The sequence below is a fragment of the Streptomyces sp. NPDC059002 genome, assembly GCF_042740435.1.
Classification (GTDB): Bacteria; Actinomycetota; Actinomycetes; order Streptomycetales; family Streptomycetaceae; genus Streptomyces.
Genome location: NZ_JBHYJI010000001.1, coordinates 131,471 through 154,625, shown reverse-complemented (window position 1 = coordinate 154,625; position 23,155 = coordinate 131,471). Strand labels below are relative to the sequence as shown.

The 23,155-nt window shown below is 72.0% G+C and carries 22 protein-coding genes; 9 read left to right on the top strand and 13 right to left on the bottom strand.

What is annotated here, in order from left to right; translation table 11 throughout:
- Position 1: 1 nt before the first annotated feature.
- Complete coding sequence (locus tag ACFWZ2_RS00680) at positions 2 to 556, bottom strand: hypothetical protein (protein ID WP_384539651.1); 555 nt, start codon at positions 554 to 556, stop codon at positions 2 to 4.
- Positions 557 to 804: 248 nt separating this feature from the next.
- Here ACFWZ2_RS00680 and ACFWZ2_RS00675 point away from each other — a divergent pair, with 248 nt between their 5' ends.
- Both ACFWZ2_RS00675 and ACFWZ2_RS00670 read left to right on the top strand, forming a co-directional pair.
- A complete protein-coding gene (locus ACFWZ2_RS00675) occupies positions 805 to 1,590 on the top strand; it encodes a VOC family protein (protein ID WP_384539649.1) in 786 nt (261 codons plus the stop codon).
- Positions 1,591 to 1,753: 163 nt separating this feature from the next.
- Complete coding sequence (locus ACFWZ2_RS00670) at positions 1,754 to 2,002, top strand: WhiB family transcriptional regulator (protein ID WP_384539647.1); 249 nt, start codon at positions 1,754 to 1,756, stop codon at positions 2,000 to 2,002.
- A 67-nt stretch (positions 2,003 to 2,069) separates the two neighbouring features.
- On the opposite strand, the gene ACFWZ2_RS00665 is transcribed toward ACFWZ2_RS00670, so the two are convergent.
- Complete coding sequence (locus ACFWZ2_RS00665; RefSeq protein ID WP_384539644.1) at positions 2,070 to 4,541, bottom strand: hypothetical protein; 2,472 nt, start codon at positions 4,539 to 4,541, stop codon at positions 2,070 to 2,072.
- A gap of 100 nt (positions 4,542 to 4,641) precedes the next feature.
- Positions 4,642 to 5,100 carry an Lrp/AsnC family transcriptional regulator gene (locus ACFWZ2_RS00660; RefSeq protein WP_384539641.1) on the bottom strand — a complete coding sequence of 153 codons (459 nt, stop codon included), beginning with the start codon at positions 5,098 to 5,100 and terminating at the stop codon, positions 4,642 to 4,644.
- 62 nt (positions 5,101 to 5,162) lie between these two features.
- On the opposite strand from ACFWZ2_RS00660, the gene ACFWZ2_RS00655 reads away from it, so the two are divergent.
- Both ACFWZ2_RS00655 and ACFWZ2_RS00650 read left to right on the top strand, forming a co-directional pair.
- Complete coding sequence (locus ACFWZ2_RS00655; protein ID WP_384539638.1) at positions 5,163 to 5,906, top strand: AzlC family ABC transporter permease; 744 nt, start codon at positions 5,163 to 5,165, stop codon at positions 5,904 to 5,906.
- Entirely contained in the window at positions 5,899 to 6,228 is a 330-nt protein-coding gene (locus tag ACFWZ2_RS00650; RefSeq protein ID WP_384539635.1) for a branched-chain amino acid transporter permease, read from the top strand. The genes ACFWZ2_RS00655 and ACFWZ2_RS00650 overlap by 8 nt, the downstream gene beginning before the upstream one ends.
- A gap of 41 nt (positions 6,229 to 6,269) precedes the next feature.
- Here ACFWZ2_RS00650 and ACFWZ2_RS00645 read toward each other — a convergent pair whose 3' ends face one another.
- The 4 genes from ACFWZ2_RS00645 to ACFWZ2_RS00630 all read right to left on the bottom strand — a co-directional run bounded on the left by ACFWZ2_RS00645 (position 6,270) and on the right by ACFWZ2_RS00630 (position 12,184).
- Positions 6,270 to 7,244 (bottom strand): acyl-ACP desaturase, encoded by a 975-nt coding sequence (locus ACFWZ2_RS00645; RefSeq protein WP_384539632.1) that lies wholly within the window; start codon positions 7,242 to 7,244, stop codon positions 6,270 to 6,272.
- Between the two features lie 156 nt (positions 7,245 to 7,400).
- Positions 7,401 to 8,177, bottom strand: a complete 777-nt coding sequence (ddaH, locus tag ACFWZ2_RS00640) for a dimethylargininase (protein WP_384539629.1) — start codon at positions 8,175 to 8,177, stop codon at positions 7,401 to 7,403.
- A 37-nt stretch (positions 8,178 to 8,214) separates the two neighbouring features.
- Positions 8,215 to 10,530 carry an ATP-binding cassette domain-containing protein gene (locus ACFWZ2_RS00635; protein WP_384539625.1) on the bottom strand — a complete coding sequence of 772 codons (2,316 nt, stop codon included), beginning with the start codon at positions 10,528 to 10,530 and terminating at the stop codon, positions 8,215 to 8,217.
- Between the two features lie 10 nt (positions 10,531 to 10,540).
- Positions 10,541 to 12,184: an ABC-F family ATP-binding cassette domain-containing protein gene (locus tag ACFWZ2_RS00630; RefSeq protein WP_384539622.1), complete on the bottom strand. Its 1,644-nt coding sequence runs from the start codon at positions 12,182 to 12,184 to the stop codon at positions 10,541 to 10,543.
- Between the two features lie 330 nt (positions 12,185 to 12,514).
- On the opposite strand from ACFWZ2_RS00630, the gene ACFWZ2_RS00625 reads away from it, so the two are divergent.
- Together ACFWZ2_RS00625 and ACFWZ2_RS00620 are read left to right on the top strand one after the other, a co-directional pair.
- The gene (locus tag ACFWZ2_RS00625; protein ID WP_384539619.1) at positions 12,515 to 13,198 is read left to right on the top strand and encodes a GPP34 family phosphoprotein; all 684 of its coding nucleotides are present in this window, start codon (positions 12,515 to 12,517) and stop codon (positions 13,196 to 13,198) included.
- A gap of 91 nt (positions 13,199 to 13,289) precedes the next feature.
- Complete coding sequence (locus ACFWZ2_RS00620; RefSeq protein ID WP_384539616.1) at positions 13,290 to 14,138, top strand: isocitrate lyase/phosphoenolpyruvate mutase family protein; 849 nt, start codon at positions 13,290 to 13,292, stop codon at positions 14,136 to 14,138.
- A 36-nt stretch (positions 14,139 to 14,174) separates the two neighbouring features.
- On the opposite strand, the gene ACFWZ2_RS00615 is transcribed toward ACFWZ2_RS00620, so the two are convergent.
- Positions 14,175 to 14,591, bottom strand: a complete 417-nt coding sequence (locus ACFWZ2_RS00615) for an SsgA family sporulation/cell division regulator (RefSeq protein WP_384539614.1) — start codon at positions 14,589 to 14,591, stop codon at positions 14,175 to 14,177.
- A 213-nt stretch (positions 14,592 to 14,804) separates the two neighbouring features.
- On the opposite strand from ACFWZ2_RS00615, the gene ACFWZ2_RS00610 reads away from it, so the two are divergent.
- Positions 14,805 to 15,914, top strand: coding sequence for a WD40/YVTN/BNR-like repeat-containing protein (locus ACFWZ2_RS00610; protein ID WP_384539612.1), 1,110 nt, complete (start codon positions 14,805 to 14,807; stop codon positions 15,912 to 15,914).
- Between the two features lie 23 nt (positions 15,915 to 15,937).
- Here ACFWZ2_RS00610 and ACFWZ2_RS00605 read toward each other — a convergent pair whose 3' ends face one another.
- The 3 genes from ACFWZ2_RS00605 to ACFWZ2_RS00595 are packed head-to-tail and all read right to left on the bottom strand — an operon-like array spanning position 15,938 to position 17,347.
- Positions 15,938 to 16,237, bottom strand: coding sequence for a YciI family protein (locus ACFWZ2_RS00605; protein WP_384539609.1), 300 nt, complete (start codon positions 16,235 to 16,237; stop codon positions 15,938 to 15,940).
- A gap of 43 nt (positions 16,238 to 16,280) precedes the next feature.
- A complete protein-coding gene (locus ACFWZ2_RS00600) occupies positions 16,281 to 16,736 on the bottom strand; it encodes a GNAT family N-acetyltransferase (RefSeq protein WP_384539607.1) in 456 nt (151 codons plus the stop codon).
- A 59-nt stretch (positions 16,737 to 16,795) separates the two neighbouring features.
- Positions 16,796 to 17,347 carry a GNAT family N-acetyltransferase gene (locus ACFWZ2_RS00595; RefSeq protein ID WP_384539605.1) on the bottom strand — a complete coding sequence of 184 codons (552 nt, stop codon included), beginning with the start codon at positions 17,345 to 17,347 and terminating at the stop codon, positions 16,796 to 16,798.
- Positions 17,348 to 17,397: 50 nt separating this feature from the next.
- Here ACFWZ2_RS00595 and ACFWZ2_RS00590 point away from each other — a divergent pair, with 50 nt between their 5' ends.
- The gene (locus tag ACFWZ2_RS00590; RefSeq protein WP_384539602.1) at positions 17,398 to 18,048 is read left to right on the top strand and encodes a TetR/AcrR family transcriptional regulator; all 651 of its coding nucleotides are present in this window, start codon (positions 17,398 to 17,400) and stop codon (positions 18,046 to 18,048) included.
- Here ACFWZ2_RS00590 and ACFWZ2_RS00585 read toward each other — a convergent pair.
- Positions 18,007 to 21,543 carry a BTAD domain-containing putative transcriptional regulator gene (locus ACFWZ2_RS00585; protein ID WP_384539600.1) on the bottom strand — a complete coding sequence of 1,179 codons (3,537 nt, stop codon included), beginning with the start codon at positions 21,541 to 21,543 and terminating at the stop codon, positions 18,007 to 18,009. The two genes, ACFWZ2_RS00590 and ACFWZ2_RS00585, sit on opposite strands and share 42 nt — an antisense overlap.
- A 144-nt stretch (positions 21,544 to 21,687) precedes the next feature.
- Positions 21,688 to 22,116, bottom strand: a complete 429-nt coding sequence (locus ACFWZ2_RS00580) for a hypothetical protein (RefSeq protein ID WP_384539597.1) — start codon at positions 22,114 to 22,116, stop codon at positions 21,688 to 21,690.
- A 217-nt stretch (positions 22,117 to 22,333) separates the two neighbouring features.
- Here ACFWZ2_RS00580 and ACFWZ2_RS00575 point away from each other — a divergent pair, with 217 nt between their 5' ends.
- Positions 22,334 to 23,152, top strand: coding sequence for an SAM-dependent methyltransferase (locus tag ACFWZ2_RS00575; protein ID WP_384539594.1), 819 nt, complete (start codon positions 22,334 to 22,336; stop codon positions 23,150 to 23,152).
- Positions 23,153 to 23,155: the final 3 nt, after the last annotated feature.

Sequence of the window (23,155 nt, the reverse complement as noted above, 5' to 3'; positions counted from 1 at the left end):
ATCAGCAGCGGCGCCAGGTGCCGGGCCAGCTGCCGTTGCCCCGCGGCCGCCACCAGCAGCGGTTGTCGGTGCCGTACACCGCGGCGCCGACCTGGCCCACGACGTCCTGCGCGTCCCACACACCGATCCTGGTCGAACTGACCTTGCCGCCCAGGCTCTTCCAGTCGCTCGCGCCCTTCCAGATGTGGTAGACGGCGTAGTTGGTGCCGACGACGAAGTACTCGATGTTGCCGCCGCCCCAGTTGTAGGCGAACCCGGGGGTGTCGCAGAAAGTCCAGCCCTTGTGCCCGTAGGCCTCGATCGGGCACTTCTCCGGTGCCGCCGCGGACTTGCCCTCGGCGTCCTGTGCGGTCTTCAGGAGGGTGGGCTGCTTGCGGTTGCCCGCCTTCTCGCCGGGCGTGAAGGAGTAGACCGACACGGGCTCGGCCGCTGCGGCGGTGGTGCCCCCCGCCTTGCCCGTGACGGCACCGGCCGACGCGGTCGAAGCGGCGGCCGTCGCGCCGCCGAGGAGTGCGGCGCTGAGGGCCAGCGGAATGAGACGTGTACGCGTACGCATTGCTTGTTCCCCCTTGCCTGGAGTGACGGTCGGCAGTGGTCGGCTGCCGGCCCCGGCGGGTTCGCCGGTGGGACCAGAAGGTACGGACGGCGGGCGCCCCGCACGTCCACCCGGTGGGGTAACCGGGCCGTAAACCTCCGCGGTAGGCGGGGTAAACCGGGGCGGCAGATACCGGGACGACAGGCGCGTTGTCAGTGCCGGGTGCCAGACTCAGGGAGGACGGAAGAGATGCGACAAAGGAGTCGATCATGCTCAATACCCGTTTCGTGACCGGCGCTCCGGTCTGGGTGGACATGTGCGCCCCCGACCTCGGCAGCGTCAGTGCCTTCTACCGCGAGCTCTTCGGCTGGGAGCTGGAGCAGGGCGGCGCGGACGTGGGCGGCTACAGCCAGTTCCGGCTGTCCGGCAGGACCGCCGCGGGCGCGATGGCCGTCCCGGCGGACCAGGCCCCACCGTCCTGGACGATCTATTTCCGCACGCCGGAGGTGGACGCCACGGTGAAGTCGGTCGAGCAGGCAGGCGGCGGCACGCACTTCGAGCCCGTGGACATCCTGGACCTCGGCCGCATGGCGGGCCTCACCGACTCCGCGGGCGTGCCGTTCTCGGTGTGGCAGCAGGGGCAGCTCAAGGGCCTCGACATCCTGAACGAACCGGGCGGTCTGGTCTGGACCGAGCTGTACACCCCGGACGTCGCCGCGGCCACCGCGTTCTACGGCTCCGTGTTCGGCTGGCAGACCACCGAGACGACCTTCCCCGGTGGTTCGTACACGATGGTGCACCCCGCCGACGGCACCCCGGACGACATGTTCGGCGGCGTGGTGCCGCTCGACCGCGACCCCGCCGAATCGGGTGCGTACTGGCTGCCGTACTTCCAGGTGGACGACTGCGACGGCACGGTCGCCAAGGCCCGGGATTCCGGCGGCGAGGTGCGGATGGAGCCGGTCTCCATGGAGGGCGTGGGCCGCTTCGCCAAGCTGGCCGACCCCGCGGGGGCCCGGTTCGCCGTGTTGCAGCCGGCGCCCGGCTCCCGGTGAGCGGATGGGTGCGTAGAGTTCGGGTCCGGCGGTTTCAAGCGGCCGTCATGGGGGCAACCCTCATCGGGGCCGGGAGCCCGGGGGCCGGGGGCGAAACGCGGACCGGAAGGTCGTTGATCGTTCGTTGATCGATTGTTTCGCGCGGCAGGGCACCATCGGCGGCATGCAGATCGACATGACCGCCGAGCCCGAACTGGCCTGGCAGGAGCAGGCGCTGTGCGCACAGACAGGAGCGGACTTCTTCTTCCCCGAGCCCGGCAGCTCGGTGCGCGAGGCGAAGTTCATCTGCCGGATGTGCGAAATGCGCCCGGCCTGCCTGGAGTACGCCCTCGCCAACGACGAGCGCTTCGGCGTCTGGGGCGGCCTCTCCGAGAAGGAGCGGTTCGCCCTCAGACGCCAGTCCGGCCTGTAGCGGCACGGCCTGTAGCGGCACGTGCGGAGCGGCACCCGCCGCCCCGCACGTCGCCGTCGGCGGCCGCTCAGGCGTACGTCACGGTGAAGTGCCGTGTCCCCGCGGGGACCTGGACGTCGTCGCCGGAGACCGGCAGCTCGCGTCCGTCCGCCGACGCGGCAAGCACCCGTCCGAACCGGCACGGGTACACATACCGCACCCGTTCCGGCGCCTGCGTGACCTCCACCGCCACCGTCCGCTCGCCCGCGTCGTGGGTGAGCCGATAGCCGAAGGGCTCGCCGAACAGCGTGGGCGCGGCGTCCACCGCCACCGTGTCGCCGTCCGGCACCCAGTGCGGGCGCACCCCCGGCGCGATGTACAGATGAGGATCACGGTCCTCGTCCGCCTCGAAGAGCAGGATGTCGCGGATCAGCAGCAGATACTCCGCCGCCGCCCAGCCGTGCGGAATGTCCCCCATGTACCAGTGGCGGGAGGGCACTTCACGGAAGTCGGAGGCCAGGGTGAAGGCGTGCTGTTCGTTCCACGCACCGAGCGCCACCGCCCGCTCCTGCGTACGCGGGAAGGACGCCCCGACGATCCAGCCGAGGAGCGCGTCCATCCGCACCGGATCGCCCGCCAGCAGATAGGCGTGCGCCAACTGCGTGGTCAGATAGGGACCGTAGGCGTTCCACGCGGCCTCGTGCCGATAGCCGCCCGACACGAAGTGCGCGTACATGGTGTCCAGCGTGAAGCGCGCCGCCCGGTCGATGTCGGGGCCGAGCTTGCTGCCCATGTGCAGCCGCAGCGGATGGAAGAACGCGGCGGCGCCGATCATCGTCGAGTCCAGGCGCCCCACGTCCGCGGGCCCGGTCGGGATGTAGGTCTCCCAGGCGCCGCGCCCGCGCTGCTCCGCGAGGACCCAGCGCACCGATGCGGCCGTGGCGCGCACCATGTCGTCGTAGGCCGCCCAGAGTTCGGGCACGTCCGGCGAGCCGATGCGCTCCGCGAGCCGGGCCGCCTCGTAGAGCCCCGCGACGGCCCACAGGTCGTCCCAGTAGTGCGGCTTGTCGCGCTCGCCCAGGTGCTCCGCGCTCCAGCCGCTGTGCAGGAGCCCGTAGGCGTCACGGTTGTCCCGCAGCCACCGGGCGCCGTCGACGACGTACGGCTGGTACAGCTTCGTGCCGAACGCGGCGGCCCTGCCCTTCGTGCGGTCGAGCCGGCCGATCGCCCAGAGCGCCTGGCCGTTGCTGTCCCACTCGCGGTCGTCGCGCTCGTGCGGTCCGCCGTAGAAGCCGTACTCGGCACAGGGCCCGATCCGGCCCGTGCCCCGGTTGAACTTCAGCGGATAGTGCGTGCCCAACTGCCGTTCGGCGAGCGCCACATCACCCACCAGCGAGCAGGCGGTGGCCTCGACGGACGAATCGCGGATCCAGAACGAGTCGTAGACGGTCGGGCCCGGATGGATCTCGCCGTGGTCGGACAGGATCAGCAGCTGCGAGCGCGCCTCGCGGAACAGGTCCGTCAAGTGGGCGACCGGGCGCGGAAGTTCGGGCTGCAGCCCTTGGCCGAGCAGCTTGGACGTCCAGTACGCGCGGTTGTTCTCCTCCAGTTCGGTGGCCGGTGTGGCCCTGATCTCGGCCAGATCGGCCGCGCCGTTGTACAGATCGACGGGCAGTCGTACGTCCAGCTCGAACATCTCGTCGTCGACGACCCGGAACGGCCAGACGAATGCCGCGCTGCAGAGCCCGGCGACCTGGTCCTGCGCCTGGAGCGCGCCGTTGAGCTTGCCGCCCATGACCAGGTCGTGGAACGGGCTGTGGGCCAGATAGCGGTCCGGGTCGTAGGAGAAGTCCGGATTGCCGTACACGCCGTACTGCTCGGGAGCCGTGTCGAACACCGGGCCCCATCCGCTGTTCGTCTCCACCCGGTTCTCCTCGGGCAGATGTCGCAGGAACGTCAGCCTCCGGTCGGTGATCTGCCGTCCGTTGCGGTCGTGCCGCTGGAAGCCGCTCGGGCCCGCGGGCATGATCGCCGCGCACAGCCAGCCCTCGCGCGGCTGCCCGGACGCCGTGCCCACGGTGAGGCGGGTCACCACGAGGTCCCGCTGCCGTGCGCCGATCGCCGTGGCGAACGTCCGCTGCACGAACTCGACGCCGTCCGCCGTGCGGAAGTCGGTGAGGACCACCGGCAGATGCGGCGCCTCCATGCGCTGCCCGACCGTGCCGCCCTCGATGAGCTGCGGCAGGTGCAGGGCGCCCGTCGCCGGGTCGTAGAGGAAGAAGGACAGGCAGTACTTGTCGTAGACCGGTTCGATCTCGCCGGCCTGACCGATCAGGGACTCCTGGCGGTGGTCCTTCACACCCACCATGTGCCAGTAGCGGTACAGGGCGTTGGAGGCCAGGGCGGCCTCCTTCGATTCGTACGTGCCGGAGTCGAAGTCGTCGCTCCAGCGCCGGAAGGCCTGTTGCGTCCACCACGGAACGGGATAGGGCACCTGCGCCCTGCCCGCCCAGCTGCGCCACATGACCTCGTAGAACATCCACTCGTGGGTCTGCGCCATGGGTTCACCCCCTCGCCCACAGTTGCACCGCGGGGGGCATTCGTAAATCGGGTCCCCGGGGGTGGGAATCGGGCCCGGCGCAGGGAATCGGGCCCGCGGGTCAGGGGCCGGGCTTCACCGTCTTCATCGTCAGATGGGAGTCGACGCGCAGGACGCAGGGGAGACCGGTGAGCTTGCCGGTGAGGAACGCCTCGTAGGCGGCGTGATCGGCGACCGCGACCCGGATGAAGTAGTCGGGGCGGCCGAACATGCGCCGTACCTCTATGACTTCCTCGTACGAGGCCACGACCTCCTCGAACTCGAGGTACGTGTCCCGGTCGTTGGCGCTGACCTCGACGTCGATGAGGACTTCGAGGCCACGGCCCAGCGCCGCGGTGTCGATGACGGCGTGATAGCCGGCGATGACACCGGCCTCCTCCAGGCGCTTGACCCGGCGTAGACAGGGCGGCGCGGTCAGGCCGACGCGTTTGGCCAGCTCGACGTTGGTCAAACGGCCGTCCTGCCGCAGATGAAACAAAATTTCGTGATCAAGGGCATCGAGGCGAATTGTATTGCTCACGGGGTCATCATAGAGCCATTATCCGCAACCAAATTAGGTGTGGATCTCCATAAAATGTCGGCATGCGAATAGCTCCACCCGTCGTCGCCGACACCGCCGACACCCCTGCTCCCGCCCGGCCCCTCTCAGGACTGCGGACCGCGCTCGCGGACACCGCGTCCGTCGGGCTCGCGTTCCTTCCGCTCGGTCTCGCCTTCGGGGCGCTCGTCACCCAGTCCGGCCTCGACTGGTGGTGGGCGGGCCTGTCCGCCGCGCTCGTCTACGCGGGCTCGTTCGAGTTCCTGCTCATCGGCATGGTCTCCGCCGTCGCCCCGCTGGCGTCGATCGCCGCGACCGCCTTCATGGTGAACGTCCGGCACGTGTTCTACGCACTGTCCTATCCGCTGCACCGCGTCGAAGGACCGATCGGCAAGGCGTACGGCACCTTCGCGCTCAGCGACGAGGCGTTCGCCCTGACCTCGGGGGAGCAGGCCCGCTCCTGGCCGGGGCGGCGCGTCATCGGACTCCAACTCCTGCTGCATCTGTACTGGGTGGCCGGATCGGTCGCCGGAGCGCTGCTCGGCTCGCTCATCCCCGACAGCGTCACGGGCCTGGACTTCGCGCTGACCGCCCTGTTCACCGTGCTCGCCGTCGACGCCGTCAGGGATCTGCGCGGCGATCTGCCCACGCCTCTGCTCGCTCTGTTCAGCGCCCTGTTCGCCCGGCTCTTCTTCCCCGGCGAGCTGCTCCTGGCCGCCTTCGCCCTGTTCACCCTCGGGCTGCTGGCCCGGCACCTGGCCACCCGGAGGACGCCGAGCCATGCCTGACGCCCGTTATGCGGTCGCCGCGGTCCTCGTCGCCGCGGCCGTCACCTGGGCGCTGCGCGCCCTGCCCTTCGCGGCCCTCGCCCCGCTGCGCGAGAGCGGCACCGTCCAGTACCTCAGCACCCGCATGCCCGCGGGCGTCATGCTGATCCTCATCGTCTACTGCCTGCGCGACCTGCCGCTCACGCAACCGCGCGCCCTGGCCCCCGTGGCGGCCCTCGCCGTCACCGTCGGACTCCATCTGTGGCGCCGCAACGCGCTGTTGAGCATCCTCGGCGGCACCGCGGTCCATGTGATCCTGGCGAGCACGGTCTTCGCCCACTGAGCCCGCACCGGCCGGGCGGCGTCCCGCCCGGCCGCGGGCCGTCAGGCCCCCCGCGCCGCCATCCGCGCCTTGCGCGCGGCCAGCTTCTCGTCGAACTTCGAGGCCTCCGCGTCGAGCCCGCCCATGAAGAAGCCCAGCTCCTCCTGCGCCTTGAGGCCCTCGGGGCCGAGCCCGTCGATCTCCAGGACCTTCAGGAAGCGCAGCACGGGCTGCAGCACGTCGTCGTGGTGGATGCGCAGGTTGTAGACCTCGCCGATGGCCATCTGCGCGGCGGCCCGCTCGAAGCCGGGCATGCCGTGGCCGGGCATGCGGAAGTTGACGACCACGTCGCGCACGGCCTGCATCGTGAGGTCGGGCGCGAGCTCGAAGGCGGCCTTGAGCAGGTTCCGGTAGAAGACCATGTGGAGGTTCTCGTCGGTGGCGATGCGCGCCAGCATGCGGTCGCAGACCGGATCGCCCGACTGGTGGCCGGTGTTGCGGTGCGAGATGCGCGTGGCCAGCTCCTGGAAGGCGACGTACGCGACCGAGTGCAGCATCGAGTGGCGGTTGTCCGACTCGAAGCCCTCGCTCATGTGCGCCATCCGGAACTGCTCCAGCTGGTCCGGGTCGACGGCGCGCGAGGCGAGGAGGTAGTCGCGCATCACGATGCCGTGCCGGCCCTCCTCGGCCGTCCAGCGGTGCACCCAGGTGCCCCAGGCGCCGTCGCGGCCGAAGAGGGAGGCGATCTCGTGGTGGTAACTGGGGAGGTTGTCCTCGGTCAGCAGGTTGACGACCAGGGCGATGCGCCCGATGTCGGTGACCGGGGACTGGCCCTTCTCCCATGCCTCGCCGTCCTCGAAGAGGCCCGGGAAGTTGCGGGCGTCGGAGAACGGGACGTACTCGTGGGGCATCCAGTCCTTGGCCACCTTGAGGTGGCGATTGAGCTCCTGCTCGACCACTTCCTCCAGCGCATAGAGCAGCCGGGCGTCGGTCCAGCTGTCCGCGCTGCTGCCGAGGTGGGGAGAGGTGATCGTCACGGGGGCTCCAGAGGGGGACGGGAGTTCTTACGAGCAGTGCGAGCGGTGCACTACCTACGGTGTCGTAGGTTACGTTGCCGTAGGTTAAACCCTCCGTAAAGGGGTTGTGAGCCAGGGCCCCATCCGCCTCTGCCGCAACAAAGGCCTCATTGCTGGTCAGGCGTACAGGTCACGGAGCCGGACTGAGAGGCACGTCACACATCCATCGAGCTTCTCGAACTCGCCGATGTCCACCAGAACCGGGTCGAACCCGACGTCGGCAAGGAGGTCGGCGCTCTTCGGCGCGCTCGCCGCCATGAGGAGCTTTCCGCCGCCGAGCAGCACCACGTGCGCGCCCGACTCCTCCGGTACGGGCAGGAAGCGCGGGAAGAGCGAGGGGTGGTCGACCAGCGGCTCGTAGCCGATGACCGTCCCGTCGGGCAGCGCCGTCACCGTGGACTTCAGATGCAGGGCCTTGGTCACGGGCACGGCGACGACGCGCGCGCCCAGCGGCCCGAAGGCGGCCCGCAGCTGCCGCACCCCGTCCGCGTTGGTCCTGCCGCCCCGCCCCACGTAGACCGTCCGGCCGACCTTCAGGACGTCGCCGCCGTCCAGCGTGCCCGGCTCCCACACCCAGTTCACGGAGGCGCCGAGCCGCGCCACCGCCTCCTCGACGCCCGGCGTCTCGCCCCGCCGGGACGCGGCGCCGGGCCGGGCTATCAGCGCGACGTTGCGGAAGACGGTCACCGCGTCCTCCACGAACACCGCGTCGGGGCAGTCGTCGGCCGGTTCCACCTCGAAGGTCTGCCAGCCGTGGGCTGCAAGCGTCTCGACGTACGCCTCCCACTGGCGCGTCGCGAGGGCGGGATCGATGTGCGGGCGCGGTCCCGCGCTGACCAGGCCCTCGGCGATGCGCGGTCCCGGGCGACGGATCAGGGCCTTCTTGCTGGGCACGGCTGTGACTCCCTACGTGGCGTGGCAGTGCCGAACATCATGCAGCGCGCGCCCGCTCCTGGCCCAGAGTGCCCCGCAGATGTTCCGCGGTGAACGAGCCCTCGGCGTGCAGGAGTTGTGCCGGGGTTCCCTCGAACACGATCTGCCCGCCGTGCTTGCCGCCGTCGGGTCCCAGGTCGATCACCCAGTCCGCGTGCTTGACCACGTCGAGGTTGTGTTCGACGACGACCACCGTGTTGCCCGCGTCGACGAGCCGGTCGAGCATCGCGAGCAGGCCGTCGACGTCCGCCATGTGCAGTCCGGTGGTCGGCTCGTCGAGGACGTACGTCGTGCCCGTGCGGTGCAACTGCGTGGCCAGCTTGATGCGTTGGCGCTCACCGCCGGAGAGCGTGCTCAGCGGCTGCCCGAGCGTGAGGTAGGTCAGACCCACGTCCCGCAGGGCGCCCAGGCGGCGGCGTACGCCCTTGTCGTCGAAGCCGTCGCCGAGCCGGTCGAAGAAGTCCAGGGCCCGTGCGGCGGTCATCCCCAGGACGTCGACGATCGAGTGGCCGCCGACGGTGAGCCGCAGCACCTCGTCCTTGAAGCGCCGCCCCTCGCACGCCTCGCACGTCGTGGTCACCGGATCCATGAACGCGAGGTCGCTGTAGATGATCCCGCGCCCCTGGCAACGCTCGCACGCCCCCTGCGAGTTGAAGCTGAACAGGCTCGCCCGCTCGCCCGTCTCGCGCGCGAACAGCCTGCGCACGGTGTCCATGATCCCGAGGTACGTCGCCGGGGTCGAACGGCCCGAGATGCCGATCGCCGACTGGTCGACGACCACGGCGTCGGGGTGCGCCGCGACGAAGGCCCCCGACACCAGCGTGCTCTTGCCCGATCCCGCGACGCCGGTCACCGCGGTGAGCACCCCGGTCGGCACCCGTACGCTCACGTTCCTGAGGTTGTGCAGATCGGCGTCCCGGACCCAGTGGCCGCCGGTGGCCTCGCGCGGACGCGCCTTGACGTCCGTGGCGCGGCGCAGATGGCGGCCGGTGAGCGTGTCCGCGCCGCGCAGCTCGTCCGGGGTGCCCTCGAAGACGACGAGACCGCCGTCCGTGCCCCCGGCCGGACCCATGTCGACGACATGATCGGCGATCGCGATCACGTCCGGGTCGTGCTCGACCACGAGCACGGTGTTGCCCTTGTCGCGCAGCCGCAGCAGCAGATCGTTCAGGCGGCCCACGTCGCGCGGGTGCAGTCCGACGCTGGGCTCGTCGAAGATGTACGTCATGCCGGTCAGGCTGGAGCCGAGGTGGCGCACCATCTTCAGGCGCTGCCCCTCGCCGCCCGACAGCGTGGACGTCTCGCGGTCCAGGCTGAGATAGCCGAGGCCGATCGCCTCGATCCGCTCCAGGGCCGCCACCGCGGCACCGGCGATCGGGCCCGCCACCGGGTCCTCGATCCTGCCGAGCGCGGCGATGAGGTCGGTCACCTCCATGCGGGTGCAGTCGGTGATGCTCAGCCCTTGGATGCGGGTGGCGAGCGCCGCCTCGTTGAGCCGGGCCCCGTGGCAGGCGGGGCAGGCGCCCTCGCGCAGGAAGCCCTGTACCAGGTCGCGGGTCTTCTGGGCGAGCGTCGACAGGTCGCGGTTGAGGTAGAGCCGCTCGAAGCGGTCGGCGAGGCCCTCGTAGTCGATGTCCCGTGCGCCGCCGGTGTTGTTGACGTTGACCTTCTTCCTGCCGCGGCCGCCGCGCAGCAGGAACTCCCGTTCGGCGGCGGTGAATTCGCCGACGGGCTTGTGCGTGTCGAGGTCGGTGGTGTTGGTGTACGTCTGGCCCTGCCAGGTCCCCACGGCGAACGGCGGGAAGCGGATCGCGCCGTCCGCCAGGGACTTGGCGGGGTCGATGATGCGGTCGTAGTCGGGCCGCACGCTGCGCCCAAGCCCGTCGCAGGCGGGGCACATGCCCGCCGGGTCGTTGAACGAGTACGCGTTCGCCCCGCCCGCACTCGGTGTGCCGTGCCGGGAGAACAGCACGCGGATCACGGAGTAGATGTCCGTCATCGTGCCCACCGTCGAGCGGGAATGGCCGCCGATCGGCCGCTGGTCGACGACGATCGCGGGCGAGAGGTCCTCGATGGTGTCCGCGTGCGGCCGCTCGTACTTGGGCAGCCGGTTGCGGACGAACCAGGTGAAGGTCTCGTTCAGCTGGCGCTGCGACTCGACCGCGATCGTGTCGAAGACGACCGACGACTTTCCGGACCCGGAGACCCCGGTGAAGACCGTGAGACGGCCCTTCGGGATGCGCAGGTCCACCTCCTTGAGGTTGTTCTCGCGGGCCCCTGCGATGGTGATGAACGGGTGGCTGAACTGGTCCATGCCACCGAAGCTAGCCGGAATACCCGACAGCTTCTGTCTTCTTTTCCTGGGTGATCTCCGTCAGTTCTCCGTCCAGGAGCAGCCACCGCGTGATGCCGATGGACTCCAGGAACGGCAGGTCGTGACTGGCCACGATCAGCGCCCCCTCGTACGAATCCAGGGCCGTCGACAGCTGCCTCACGCTCGCCATGTCGAGGTTGTTGGTCGGCTCGTCGAGCATGAGCAGCTGCGGTGCGGGCTCCGCGAGCAGCAGCGCGGCGAGCGCGGCACGGAACCGCTCGCCGCCCGACAGGGTCGCCGCCCGCTGGTCGGCCTTGGCCCCCTTGAACAGGAAGCGGGCCAGGCGCGCCCTGACACGGTTGTTCGTGGCGTCGGGAGCGTACGCCGCCACGTTCTCGGCGACGGTCAGCTCGTCGTCGAGCACGTCCAGGCGCTGCGGCAGGAACCGCATCGGGACATGTGTCAGCGCCTCGCCCGCCACCGGGGCGAGCTCCCCGGCGATCGTACGGAGCAGGGTGGTCTTGCCCGCGCCGTTGCGTCCGATGAGCGCGATCCGCTCGGGGCCGCGCAGCTCGAACTCGCCCTTCACACGGGCTCCGTAGCACAGTTCGAGGCCGCTGAGGGTGAGCACGGTGCGCCCCGGGTGGACCAGGGTGTGCGGCAGGTCGACGCGGATCTCGTCGTCGTCCCGCACCGCCTCGACGGCGTCGTCCAGGCGCTCCTTGGCCTCGGCGAGCCGCTCCTCGTGCAGGATGCGGTGCTTGCCCGCCGACTCCTGGGCGGCCCGCTTGCGCGCACCCATGACGATCTTCGGCTCGCGCTTCTGGTCCCACATCTTCTGGCCGTACCGCTTGCGGCGGGCCAACTTGACCTGGGCATCGGCCAGTTCGCGCTTCTGCTTGCGCAGATCGGACTCGGCGACGCGCACCATGCGCTCCGCCGCCTCCTGTTCGACGGCGAGGGCCTCCTCGTACGCGGAGAAGTTCCCGCCGTACCAGGTGACCTCGCCCTCGCGCAGATCGGCGATCTGGTCGACGAGATCCAGGAGTTCACGGTCGTGGCTGACCACGACGAGCACCCCGGGCCAGGCCTCGACGGCCGCGTACAGGCGCCGCCGGGCGTACAGGTCGAGATTATTGGTCGGCTCGTCGAGCAGCAGGACGTCGGGCCGGCGAAGGAGCAGCGCGGCAAGGCGCAGCAGCACCGACTCGCCGCCGGACACCTCGCCCGTGGTGCGGTCAAGGCCGATGTGGCCGAGCCCGAGCTGGTCGAGGGTGGCGAGCGCGCGCTCCTCGACGTCCCAGTCGTCGCCGAGCACGGCGAAGTGCTCCTCGCTCGCGTCGCCCGCCTCGATGGCGTGCAGCGCGGCGCGGGTCGCGGCGATGCCGAGCACGTCGTCGACGCGCAGGCCGGTGTCCAGGGTGACGTTCTGCGGCAGGTAACCGACCTCGCCCGCGACCTTGACGGTGCCTTCGGTGGGCGTCAGCTCACCGGCGATCAGCTTCAACAGGGTGGACTTTCCTGACCCGTTGACGCCGATGAGCCCGGTCCTGCCGGGCCCGAAGGCCACCTGGAGGTCGTCGAAGACGCCGGTGCCGTCGCCCCAGCCGAAGGAGAGCGACGTGCAGGTGATGGAGGTGGGGAAAGTAGACATACAGGCCTCGCGGTTGCGTGGGGTGAAGCGTGGTCAGGGGCAACGCGTTCGAGACACCGCGGCGAAGGTGAGGCCGAAAGGGATCCGGAAGGGAACCGGAAAAAGAAAAGGCCTGTGCCGGGGGACGGGACGGCTCGTATGCCGAGGTCGCACGCGACGTGCAGCACAGCGAATGCTGTGTGACGCGGTGTCTCATGACCTCAAGCGAGCAACGTCCTTCTCCTGTCGACGGCAACAGAACCGCTGCAACCGTAGGAGCAGGGCCCGGCGCGTGTCAACGTGATGTGTGGTGGGCCCCGCCCGCCTTGGTGATCGGTACGAGGAGGCGCCGTGCACTACGGAACGCTGTCACTGCCCGCCAGGCTCTTCCTGCTGGCCTGGAACACGAGCCGGGACAAGATCACCGGCGCCCCCGATCTGCACCTGGCCGTCCGGGCGGGCGCCCTTGCCGAACTCGCCCAGCGCGGCGTGCTGTTCGAGCAGGACCGCATCGTCACCCCGGTCGTCGGCGCCCGCACCGGCGACCCGGTGCTCGACGCCCTCGCCGAGCTCGTCGAGCAGTCCAGGCCGCGCACCTGGCGCGGCTGGCTGACGCACCGCTCGCGCACCACCCTGGGCGCGGTCCGCGAGCAGCTGATCACCCAGGGTTATCTGCGGGCCGAGCGCGGCCGGATCCTCGGTCTCTTCCCCGCGCGGCGCTTCGTGCTGGAGCGTGCGGGACATGCCGAGGTGCTGCACGCGGAGGCGCTCGCGGTGCTGCGCGGCGGGCAGCCCGTCGCGGAGGTGCCCCAGGAGGAGGCCGCCCTGGTCGTGTGCGCGGCCACCGGCAAGCTGCGCACGGTCGTGTCGGGCAAGGACCGCAGGCGGTACAAGGACAGGCTCGACGAGCTGACCGACCGGGCCGGTGGCACATCGCCGGAGCTGCGCGCGCTGATGTCGAAACTCCGTGACGCGCTGGGCTCGGCGGTGGCATCGGCGGAGGCGGCCCGCTCGTCGGGCGGCGGGGGCGGTTGAACCGCGGAGCGGACCGGGCGTTCCCGCGGCGTCACGCAGATGTCGGATTCCCGCCAGACTCCGGGCACCCGGCGCTGGTTGAGTGCGACGCATGACGACGAACCGTCCCGCCGACGCGCTGCGCGACACGGCCCTCGGCTTCCGCGCCCTGCACATACCGGGGCGCCCCCTCGTGCTCCCCAACACCTGGGACGTCGCGAGCGCCCGCATCGTCGAGGCCGCGGGAGCCACGGCCGTCGCCACCACCAGCGCGGGTGTCGCCTGGGACCTGGGCACCGCGGACGGCGACCGGCTCGGCAGGGACCGCGCGCTGGCGGCCGTCGCCGCGATCGCCGACGTGGTGGACGTGCCCGTGACCGCCGACATCGAGAGCGGCTACGGCGCCGACGCGGCAGCCGTCGCCGGGACGGTGCGCGCGGTGCTCGCCGCGGGGGCCGTCGGCGTGAACATCGAGGACGCCGCGTACGAGGGGGACGCGCCGCTGCGGTCCGTCATGGGGCAGGCGGAGCGGATCGGCGCGGCCCGGGCGGCGGCGGACGCGGCGGGCGTGCCGCTGTTCGTCAACGCGCGCGTGGACACCTATCTGCGCGGCGTGGGGGAGCGTGCGGACCGCCTCGCGCTCACCATGGAGCGGGCGGCCGCCTATCGCGCGGCAGGGGCGGACGGGATCTTCGTGCCCGGCGTCGTCGACCCGGAGACGGTCAAGGCGCTCGTCGCGGGGGTCGGGGGGCCACTCAACGTGATGGCGGGGCCGGGGGCGCCCTCGGTCGCCGAGTTCGCCGCGCTCGGCGTCGCACGGATCAGCGTCGGCGCGGGCATCGCCCAGGCCGCGCACGCCGTCGTACGGGAGGCCGCGCGCGAGCTGCTGTCGCGGGGGACGTACGAGTCGCTGGCCGGCGGGCTCGACTACGGAGAGCTCAATGCACTGCTCGGCGGCTGAGTGAGGCCCGGTGGGGCGGGCCCGTGTACATGCCGTTCAGCAGGCGTCGCGCATCAGCTCGGCGAGGTCCTCGTCCAGGTCGACGTGGTGGTGCTCCTGGCCGACGGCCACCAGGGCCATGGTGCGGTGCAGGAAGTGACGGAGCTCGCCGGTGCGGATGTGGACGATCGCGGTGCCCTCGGGGGCGTGGAACTCCACGACGGTGCGGTCGAAGCCGTAGGGACGCACGCGCACGTCGCCGTCGCCCACCGCCCTTTCCACCCCGAGCGTGAGCAGTTCGCGGGCGAAGGTCCAGTAGACCTCGACGCCCTCCAGGGTCGCGGGCGCCGGGAAACTCATCCGTACGGCGAAGGGGTCCCGCTGGTCGTAGTGGAGCGTCGCGGGAATGGTCGGCATCCGCGGTGCGGCGGCGACGAGGCGGGCCTCTACGGCTTGCTCGATGACGGTGGACAACGCCTGCTCCCTCACTGACTGCTGGACGACTGGGGTCGGCACTTGGATAGACGACGGAATGACGAGATCCGTGCACACGGAGGGTGGGTGAGACCGAGTGACCTCTGTCACCGCGACACCGTGGAGGCGCCCACGGTTCCCCGCGACCTTCGTCGGGGGGATGCCTTCCGGCCATCTGGACGAGGCCCGGCGGGTCGGCTAGCTTCGCCCGCCATGAGGGGCATGGGGAAGACGAAGACGATGCGGCGCACGGTGTTCGTGGGACTGTGCGGAGCCGCACTGGCAGGGGCCGCGCTCGCGGCACCCTCCACCGCACTCGCCGACGGCGCGGGAAGCACCCCGAACCGGGGCCTGAGCTGGCAGCTCAAGGAGAGCGGCAGCGACGCGCGGTTCCGCGGCCTGGCCGCCGTCAGCCGCCGCACGGCCTGGGTGGCCGGCACCAAGGGCACCGTCCTGCGCACCTCCGACGGCGGCAAGACCTGGCGCGATGTCTCCCCACCGGGCGTCGCCGCGCTCGAATTCCGTGACGTGGAGGCCTTCGACGGCCGCCGCGCCGTGGTGCTCGCCATCGGCGAGGGCGAGGCGTCCCGGGTGCTGCGCACCGAGGACGGCGGAGCGACCTGGACGGAGTCCTTCCGCAACACCGACGCCCAGGCGTTCTACGACTGCATGACCTTCTTCGACCGCCGCCACGGGCTCGCGATGAGCGACCCGGTCGACGGCAGGTACCGGATCCTGTCCACCGCCGACGGCGGCCGCTCCTGGAAGGTCCTGCCGAACGCGGGCATGCCCGCCGCGCAGGAGGGCGAGGCGGGCTTCGCGGCCAGCGGCCAGTGCCTGGTCGGCTCGGGGCCGCGCGACGTGTGGCTGGCCACCGGCGGCGCGGCACGCGCGCGTGTCCTGCACTCCGCGGACCGGGGCCTCACCTGGACGGCCACCGACGCCCCGATCCCCGCGGGCGACCCGGCCCGCGGCGTCTTCGGACTCGCCTTCCGCGACCGTACGCACGGCATCGCGGTCGGCGGCGACTACCGCGCGGACCAGCCGTCACCGAAGGCGGCGGCGGTGACCGGGGACGGCGGCCGCAGCTGGGACCCCTCGGGGCGTCCGCCGCCCGCCTACCGCTCGGGCGTCGCCTGGTTCCCGCACAGCCGCTCCGCGGCGCTCGCCGTCGGCCCGACCGGCACCGACGTCACGGCGGACGGCGGGCGCACCTGGCGGACGGTCGACACCGGTTCGTACGACACCGTGGACTGCGTCGAGGACGGCAGCTGCTGGGCGTCCGGCGAGAAGGGACGGATCGCCCGCCTGGAGCGGCGCTGAGTGCCCCGACCGCACCCTGCGGGCTAGGAGGGCAACTGCTCGCGATACGCGCCGAGTTCAGGCGCCGTCTTCGTCGCGATGAACTCGGTGATGCGGTACTCGCACACCCCGGCGACCGTGAACGGGTCCGTCGCGGCGATCTGCTCGATCCGGGCGCGGTCGGCCGCGACGGCGATGATCACCCCGCCGTCGCGCGGGTTCTTGCGCCCGGACGCGATGAAGACACCGGCTTCGTAGAGCTCGTCGAGCCAGGCCACATGGGCCTCCAGCTGCGCGTCCACGGCGGAGACGGGGGCGGTGTAGGTCAATTCGAGAATGAACATGATCGCGAGGCTACCCGGCGGCCCGTGGCGCCCGGCCGGGGCGTCAGGCGGTGGCGCCCGGCGCCCGGACCATGAAGACGTCGATCTCGTCCGCGCGCTCGACCGTGAAGCCGTGCCGTTCGTAGAGCCTGCGCGCGGCGCTGCCCCGGAGGACGTCGAGACGGACGGTCGCGCCCGCCGCGTCGGTGCGCCGCAGCAGTGTGCGCAGGACGGCGGAGCCGAGGCCACGCCCCTGCGACTCGGGGGCGAGGTAGAAGTGCTCCAGCCACTGCCCGGGGCGCCCGGAGTTGTCGGGGCGCAGGGTGACGCACCCGGTGAAGGCGCCGTCCGTCTCGATCACCGACGTGTGCTCGGCGGAGAAGGAGTCCCGCAGCCGCTGCCGCACGCGGTGCGGATCGAACCGGCCGAGCCGTTCGAGGTCGGGGCGCATCACGGCGGCCCGCAGTTCGGCGATCGTCTCTATGTCCGCCGGCCCGGCGGAACGCAGTGCCCATCCCATGATCCAAGTATCCCGAGGGGCGGCGGGGCCGGGACGGCGGGTGTGGGGGAACGCGCCGGTCACGGGCGGTCGGCGTGCCATTCCGGGGCGAGGACCGCCCACATCTGCTTGTCGTGGCGGGTGCCCGCGTAGGGCCAGGTGCCGCGCTTCACGCCTTCCAGCGTCATGCCGAGGCGCTTGGCCACCGCGGAGCTGCGTTCGTTGTCGGCCCGGCAGTGCCACTCGGCGCGGTAGAGGCCCCGGGTGGTGAACGCCCAGTCGAGCAGGGCGCGGCAGGCCTCGGTGATCAGGCCGTGTCCCTCGCCCGCGGGTTCGGACCAGCAGCCGATCTCGCAGGTGCCGGACGCGGCGTCGAAGCCGACGAACATCACGCCGCCGACCAGGGTGCCGTCGAGCCAGATGCCGAAGAGGCGGGCTTCGTCGGCGGCCTGGCGCTCGGCGTACTTGCGCAGGGTGGCCCGCGCGCCCTCGACGTCGTCGGTGACGAACGCGGGGCCGACCCAGGGCCGGATGTGTTCGCGGGCCCGGTCGAGGTGGGCGGCGAACTCCTCGGCCTGCCAGGGCTCGAGCGGCCGGAGGAGGGCGTTGTCGCGCAGTGGCAGGGAGAACATGGTGACCTCGCATTCACACAACAAGCGTTATGACTATGTACCGTAGCAGCATGCCACGCACCAAGGGAGATCACGAGGCCCGCCGCCGCGACGTGTCGGAGGCGGTCTGGCGGGTGCTCGCCGCGCATGGATTCGGCGGTCTGACGATGCGCGCCGTCGCCGCCGAGCTGGGCGCGACCACCGGTCTGCTCACCCACTACTTCCCGGCCAAGCGCGACCTGGTCGCGTACGCCCTCGACCTGCTCGCCCGGCGCAGCGCCGCCCGGCCACGGCGCCCGGCCACGACGGGCCTCGCCGCCGTCCGCGCCGCCCTGCTCGACATCCTGCCGCTGACCGAAGAGGCCACCGCGAGCAACCGGATCTGGGTCTCCTCCTGGGATGTCGCCCTCGCCGACCCGGAGTTGAGCGCCGATCACGCCCGCAGGTACGGGCAGAGCCGCGACACGCTGCGCGACCTGGTGGCGGCGGCCCAGGAGCGCGGCGAACTGCGCGCGGGGGACCCCGCGGACATCGCGGCCGGTGCCCAGTCCTTCGTACTCGGCCTGGTGGTGCAGGCCCTGTTCAACCCGTCGGCGTTCCCGCCCGAGCGCCAGACGGCACTCCTCGACGCCCAGCTGGCCGCGCTGCGCTGTGCGCCGCCGTCCGAGGAGCCCGCGACGCTACCGCCCGCCGGGCAGGATGTGCGCGCGGATCGACTGTGAGCGCCCGGCGTCGGTGCGGGCCGCGGCGGGGCGGCCGGTGCGGTGCAGCAGGGCGGCCAGGTCGGTGAGGGTCTCGGCCTCGCCGTGCCGGTCCAGGATGCGCCGACGGGAGGCGAGCGCGGCGCGCAGCCGCTGCTCGGCCTCCGCATGGCGCCCCAACTGCGTACAGCCGTAGCCGATTCCGTTGAGGGCCATGGCTTCCGTGTGGGGTTCACCGATCCGCAGGGCCACGGCGGCGGCCCGCCGGTGCCACTCGATGCCCGCCTCGTGCCGCCCGCCGAAGCAGAGGGCGAGACCCCGGCCGATCATGGCCCAGGCCTCGCCGTGCGGATTGCCGATCTCCCGGGAGAGCGCGAGCGCCTGCCGGGCCCCCTCCTCGCACGCGTCCAACTCGCCCTGGTTCAGGCGGACCAGGGCCAGACCGAGCAGCGCGCTGGACTCGGGGTGCCGGTCGCCGATGGCCCGGGCGAGCGCGAGCCCCTCGTGGAGGTGACTGTCGGCATCGCCGTTCCGCCGCAGCCGCTGGTACAGATGGCCGAGCGACGTGTGCGCCCACGCCTCGGTGCCGCGGTTGCCGGTCGCCGCGCAGAGGGTGAGCGCCTGCCGCAGCTCGCGCTCGCCCTCCTCGTACCGGCCCATGCACCAGTGGACGTACCCGAGCCGCTGGAGCGTCAGGGCCTCGCCCCTGCGGTCGCAGAGGTCGCGGAAGGTGGCGAGGGCGTACTGGTGGTGCTCACCGGCCTCGACCGGCCGTCCCATGTGCCAGTCGGCGAGGCCGATCCCGTGGTGCGCCATCGCCTGCCCGCGCCGGTCGTCGGCCTCCTCGAACAGCGCGAGGGCGCGGCGGTGGTCGCGGGCGCACTGCGGATAGTTGCCGTAGAACCAGTGCGCGAGCCCGCGGTGGGCCAGTTCCTGGGCCTCCCTCCTGCGGTCCCCGGTCTCCCGGAGCATCGTGAGGGCCGTGCGGTGCTGGGCGGCGGCCTCGGTGCGGGTGTCGTGCACGAACCAGTTCGCCAGGCCGAGGCCCGCCGTCGCGCGGGCTTCGCCGTGCCGGTCGCCGGTCTCACGGAACAGCGAGAGCGCCCTGCCGTGCCGTTCCCTGCTCTCCTGGTAGCGGCCGCGCGCCCCGGAGGTGTGGCCGAGACCGCACAGCGCCTCGGCCGCCCCGTGCGTGTCGCCGAGCTCCTCGAACCGGGCCAGGGCGGACCGCAGTTGCTCCTCCGCCTCCGGGTGGCGGCCGATGGCGTCGTAGACCAGGCCGAGGTCGCACAGGAGCCGGGCCTCCCTGCCGTGGTCGCGTGCCTCGCGGGCCGCGGTGAGGCCGAGGCGCAGACCGGTGAGGCTGTCCGTGCCGTACGCGTGCAGCCCCAGGAAGGAGTGCGCCGCCGCGGCGAGCCGTGCCGCCTCCGCGTGCCAACTGCGGCGCGCGGCCTCGTTGCTGATGGCCAGGAGGCCGCCGCGTTCCTGCGTCAGCCAGCCGAGCGCCCCTGCGGCATGGGTCGGCAGCTGCTGCGGCGCCCGGTGGTGCGCGTGCTGCCGCCGTGCGGGGTCGAGGTGGTGCCGGACGGCCTCGGCCGTGCCGCAGTACCAGCGCACGAGGCGCAGTACGGCGGCCGTGCGCTGCTCCTCGCTCTCGCCCGCGAGCAGCCGCTCGCGGGCGTACAGCCGCAGCAGGGCGTGGTAGCGGTAGCGCCCTGCCGTGTGCTGCTCCAGCAGGTGCTCGTCGAGCAGTGCCTCCAGGACGTCCTCGGCCGTGGCGCGGTCGGTGCCGAGCAGGGCGGCGGCCGCGTCCGGCGTGCAGTCGTCGCCGGGGTGCAGGACGAGCAGCCGGAAGGCCCGCCGCGCGCCGGGGGAGAGCGACCGGTAGGAGAGGCCGAAGGCGGCGTCCACCGCCCGCTTGCCGACGGAGAGCCGCCGCAGCCGCTCCTCGCCGCTCTCCAGGCGCTCGGCGAGATCGGCCATGGACCAGGCGGGCCTGGTGCGCAGCCTGCGCCCGGCGAGCGCCACCGCGAGCGGCAGGTGTCCGCACAACTCGGCCACCCGCAGGGGCAGTTCGTCGGACCCGTCCCCGTCCCCCTCGCGGCCCGCGGCGCGCCGGACGAGCGCGGCCGCCTCGTCGGGCGCGAGGCCGCCCAGGCGGACGGGCAGTGCCCCGTCGAGACCGGTCAGGACGCGGCGGCTGGTGACGAGGACCAGGCACGAGGCGTCGCCGGGGAGGAGGTGCCGCACCTGCTCCTCGTCGGCGGCGTCGTCGAGGACCACCAGGGCGCGCCTGCCCGCGAGCCGTGCGCGGTACAGGGCGGCGCGCGCTTCGAGCCGTTCGGGGATGTCGGGGCCCGGGACGCCGAGGAGCCGCAGGAAGTCCTCGAGCACCTGCGCGGGATCGGCGGGCGCGCGGTCGGCGGCGAAGCCCAGCAGATCGGCCCAGAGTTGTACGTCGGTGAAGCGGCCGGCCGCGACGAACCGGTGAGCGGCGTGCACGGCGAGTCGGGTCTTCCCCGCCCCGGCCATCCCCTCGATGGCGACGACGGCCACGCCCCCGGCACCGTCCTCGGTGCCCCGCTCGCCCACGGCCTCCCGCAGCGCGGTCAGCTCGCTCTCGCGCCCGATGAACTCGGGCAGGTCCATGGGGAGTTGATGCAGGTCCTGGGCCGGGCTCGGCGGGACGTCCACCGCCTTGGTGAGGGGAGCCGGTGCCGGAGGGACGTCCAGCGACGGTTCCGCCGCCAGGATACGGCCGTGCAGTTCCTGGAGTTCCCCGCCCGGGTCGGCGCCGAGCGCCTCCCGCAGGTCGTGGCGCATGCGCCGGTACACGCTCAGGGCGTCGCTCTGGCGGCCCGAGCGGTACAGGGCGAGCATCAGCAGGGCGGTGAAGCCCTCGCGCAGCGGGAAGTCCGCGGTCAGTCGGGAGAGTTCGGGCACGAGGGCGCGGTGGCGCCCCAGGTCGAGATCCGCCTGGACGCGCTCCTCCAGGGCCGCGGCCCGCAGCTCTTCGAGCCGGTCGCGCTCCGCGTCGAGGAGCCCGCTCGACACATTGGCGAGCGCGGGGCCCCGCCACAGGCCGAGGGCCCGGTGCAGTTCGGCCGCCGCTTGTGCGGTCTCCCCGCGGGCGCGCGCCGCGCGGCCCCGCCCGACCCCGCGCTCGAAGTCGGTCAGGTCGACGGCGTCCGGCTCCACTTCGATGGTGTAGCCGCTGTCGGACCAGGTGAGGATTCCGGCGGGGGTCCGGGCCTGCCTGCCGGGTTCGAGGGTGCGGCGCAGCGCGGAGACGTACTTCTGCAGCTGGTTCACCGCGTACGCCGGAGCCTGCTCGCCCCACACGGCCTGGACGAGATGTCCCCGGGGGATGCCGCGCCCGGCCCGCAGCAGCAGGGCGGCGGCCACGGACCGCTGGCGCGGAGCGCCGAGTTCCAGCTCGTGCGCACCGCGCCAGGCCCGCACGGGCCCCAGCAGCGAGAACCGTAAGACCCCCTCGTCGTCCGTCCTGCCGCTCATGCTGCCTTCCCCCTCCACGGAACACCGCCCCCCGGGGCGTGGCCGCCGCGTACCAGCGGCCCGCCCAGTGCTTCTTCCAGTGATACGTCCAACCGAACCGATCACACTAGCGAGGCGCAAGGGCGCAGCGGTGCTGGACGGGGGTCAGCACCCTTGGATCGGACAGTGGTGGACCGTGACGTACACGATGGGGGATACGGCGCCACCGCCGACGATGCGCAGGGAGTTGCGTCCCTTGAAATCGAGCACGACCCGCAGGGTGTACGTCCCCTGCGGCGTGGTGTTCACCGTCGCGGGCAGGTCCACCCACCGCGATCCCTGCCGCTGCTGCAGGGTGACGGGAGTGCCGGGCGGCATGTGGCGGGCCGTACCGAAGATGCGGAACTGCTGCGAGGCCCGCACGGCGCTCTCCGTGGCCTGAGCGGTGAGCGTCGGGCGGGGGGTGGCGGCCGCGGTCACAGCCGTGCGCGGCGCGGTGGCCGCGGCCGCGTCCTGCGTCGCGGCCGCCGGTCCTGCCAGGGCGCCGACGAGTACGGCCAGGGCCGCGATGCCGGAGACAGGGGCGTACTTCACGCGGTTCTTGTTCAACGTGCCGTCCAGGACTAGATGCGGATCGTGTGCCGGCTCAACATAGGCAAGACGTGCCGAATTGTGGTGAATCGACGCGCTTGGACGGGTCGTCGCGTCCGGGCCCCTCCCCGAAACGTGAACTGGTGTGCATGGCGCAACTGTTGGGACGTAAGTTGTGCGGTGCACGATGCACGGCTCGGTGGAGAGACGGACGGGACCCATGACCGACCACGCGACAACGCCCGGACCTGCGGCGGCACATCAGCACATCGACACGTCGGTGCCGCACTCCGCCCGGATCTGGAACTACTGGCTCGGCGGGAAGGACAACTACCCCGTCGACGAGCAGGCCGGCGACGCCTACAGCGCCGTCTTCCCCGGCATCGTCACCGTCGCCCGCGGCAGCCGCGCCTTCCTGCGCCGCACCATCACGCACCTGGTCACCGAGGCGGGCATCCGGCAGTTCCTGGACATCGGGACCGGCCTGCCGACCGTGGACAACACCCATGAGGTCGCCCAACGGCTCGCCCCGCGGGCCAGGATCGTCTACGTCGACCACGACCCGATGGTCCTCGCGCACGCCCGCGCGCTGCTCACGTCCACCCCCGAGGGGGCGACCGCGTACGTCGACGCCGATCTGGCCGATCCCGACCGCATCCTCGCGGCGGCAGCCCAGACGCTGGACCTGACCCGGCCCACCGCCCTGATCCTCAGCAACATCCTGGGCCACATGCCCGACTACGACCGGGCGCGGGACATCGTCAGGCGCCTGGTGGACGCGCTGCCGTCCGGCAGCTATCTGGTCATCAACGACGGTTCGCGGGGCATCGACGCCGCGTACGAAAGGGCCCAGGACGGCTACAACGCGTCCGGCGCCGTGCCCTACTTCCTGCGCCCCGTCGACCAGATCGCCGCGTTCTTCGACGGCCTCGAACTCCTCGAACCCGGCGTCGTCTCGGTGCCCTTCTGGCGGCCCGACGCCGACGCCCCCGCAGCGGCGCCCATCGGCGAGCACGGCGGCCTCGCGCGCAAGCCGTGAAGC

Coding starts and splice junctions, on each gene's coding strand:
- ACFWZ2_RS00680 (WP_384539651.1), bottom strand. CDS start 556: ATGCGTACGCGTACACGTCTCATTCCGCTGGCCCTCAGCGCCGCACTC.
- ACFWZ2_RS00675 (WP_384539649.1), top strand. CDS start 805: ATGCTCAATACCCGTTTCGTGACCGGCGCTCCGGTCTGGGTGGACATG.
- ACFWZ2_RS00670 (WP_384539647.1), top strand. CDS start 1,754: ATGCAGATCGACATGACCGCCGAGCCCGAACTGGCCTGGCAGGAGCAG.
- ACFWZ2_RS00665 (WP_384539644.1), bottom strand. CDS start 4,541: ATGGCGCAGACCCACGAGTGGATGTTCTACGAGGTCATGTGGCGCAGC.
- ACFWZ2_RS00655 (WP_384539638.1), top strand. CDS start 5,163: ATGCGAATAGCTCCACCCGTCGTCGCCGACACCGCCGACACCCCTGCT.
- ACFWZ2_RS00650 (WP_384539635.1), top strand. CDS start 5,899: ATGCCTGACGCCCGTTATGCGGTCGCCGCGGTCCTCGTCGCCGCGGCC.
- ACFWZ2_RS00635 (WP_384539625.1), bottom strand. CDS start 10,530: ATGGACCAGTTCAGCCACCCGTTCATCACCATCGCAGGGGCCCGCGAG.
- ACFWZ2_RS00630 (WP_384539622.1), bottom strand. CDS start 12,184: ATGTCTACTTTCCCCACCTCCATCACCTGCACGTCGCTCTCCTTCGGC.
- ACFWZ2_RS00620 (WP_384539616.1), top strand. CDS start 13,290: ATGACGACGAACCGTCCCGCCGACGCGCTGCGCGACACGGCCCTCGGC.
- ACFWZ2_RS00610 (WP_384539612.1), top strand. CDS start 14,805: ATGAGGGGCATGGGGAAGACGAAGACGATGCGGCGCACGGTGTTCGTG.
- ACFWZ2_RS00605 (WP_384539609.1), bottom strand. CDS start 16,237: ATGTTCATTCTCGAATTGACCTACACCGCCCCCGTCTCCGCCGTGGAC.
- ACFWZ2_RS00600 (WP_384539607.1), bottom strand. CDS start 16,736: ATGGGATGGGCACTGCGTTCCGCCGGGCCGGCGGACATAGAGACGATC.
- ACFWZ2_RS00595 (WP_384539605.1), bottom strand. CDS start 17,347: ATGTTCTCCCTGCCACTGCGCGACAACGCCCTCCTCCGGCCGCTCGAG.
- ACFWZ2_RS00590 (WP_384539602.1), top strand. CDS start 17,398: ATGCCACGCACCAAGGGAGATCACGAGGCCCGCCGCCGCGACGTGTCG.
- ACFWZ2_RS00585 (WP_384539600.1), bottom strand. CDS start 21,543: ATGAGCGGCAGGACGGACGACGAGGGGGTCTTACGGTTCTCGCTGCTG.
- ACFWZ2_RS00575 (WP_384539594.1), top strand. CDS start 22,334: ATGACCGACCACGCGACAACGCCCGGACCTGCGGCGGCACATCAGCAC.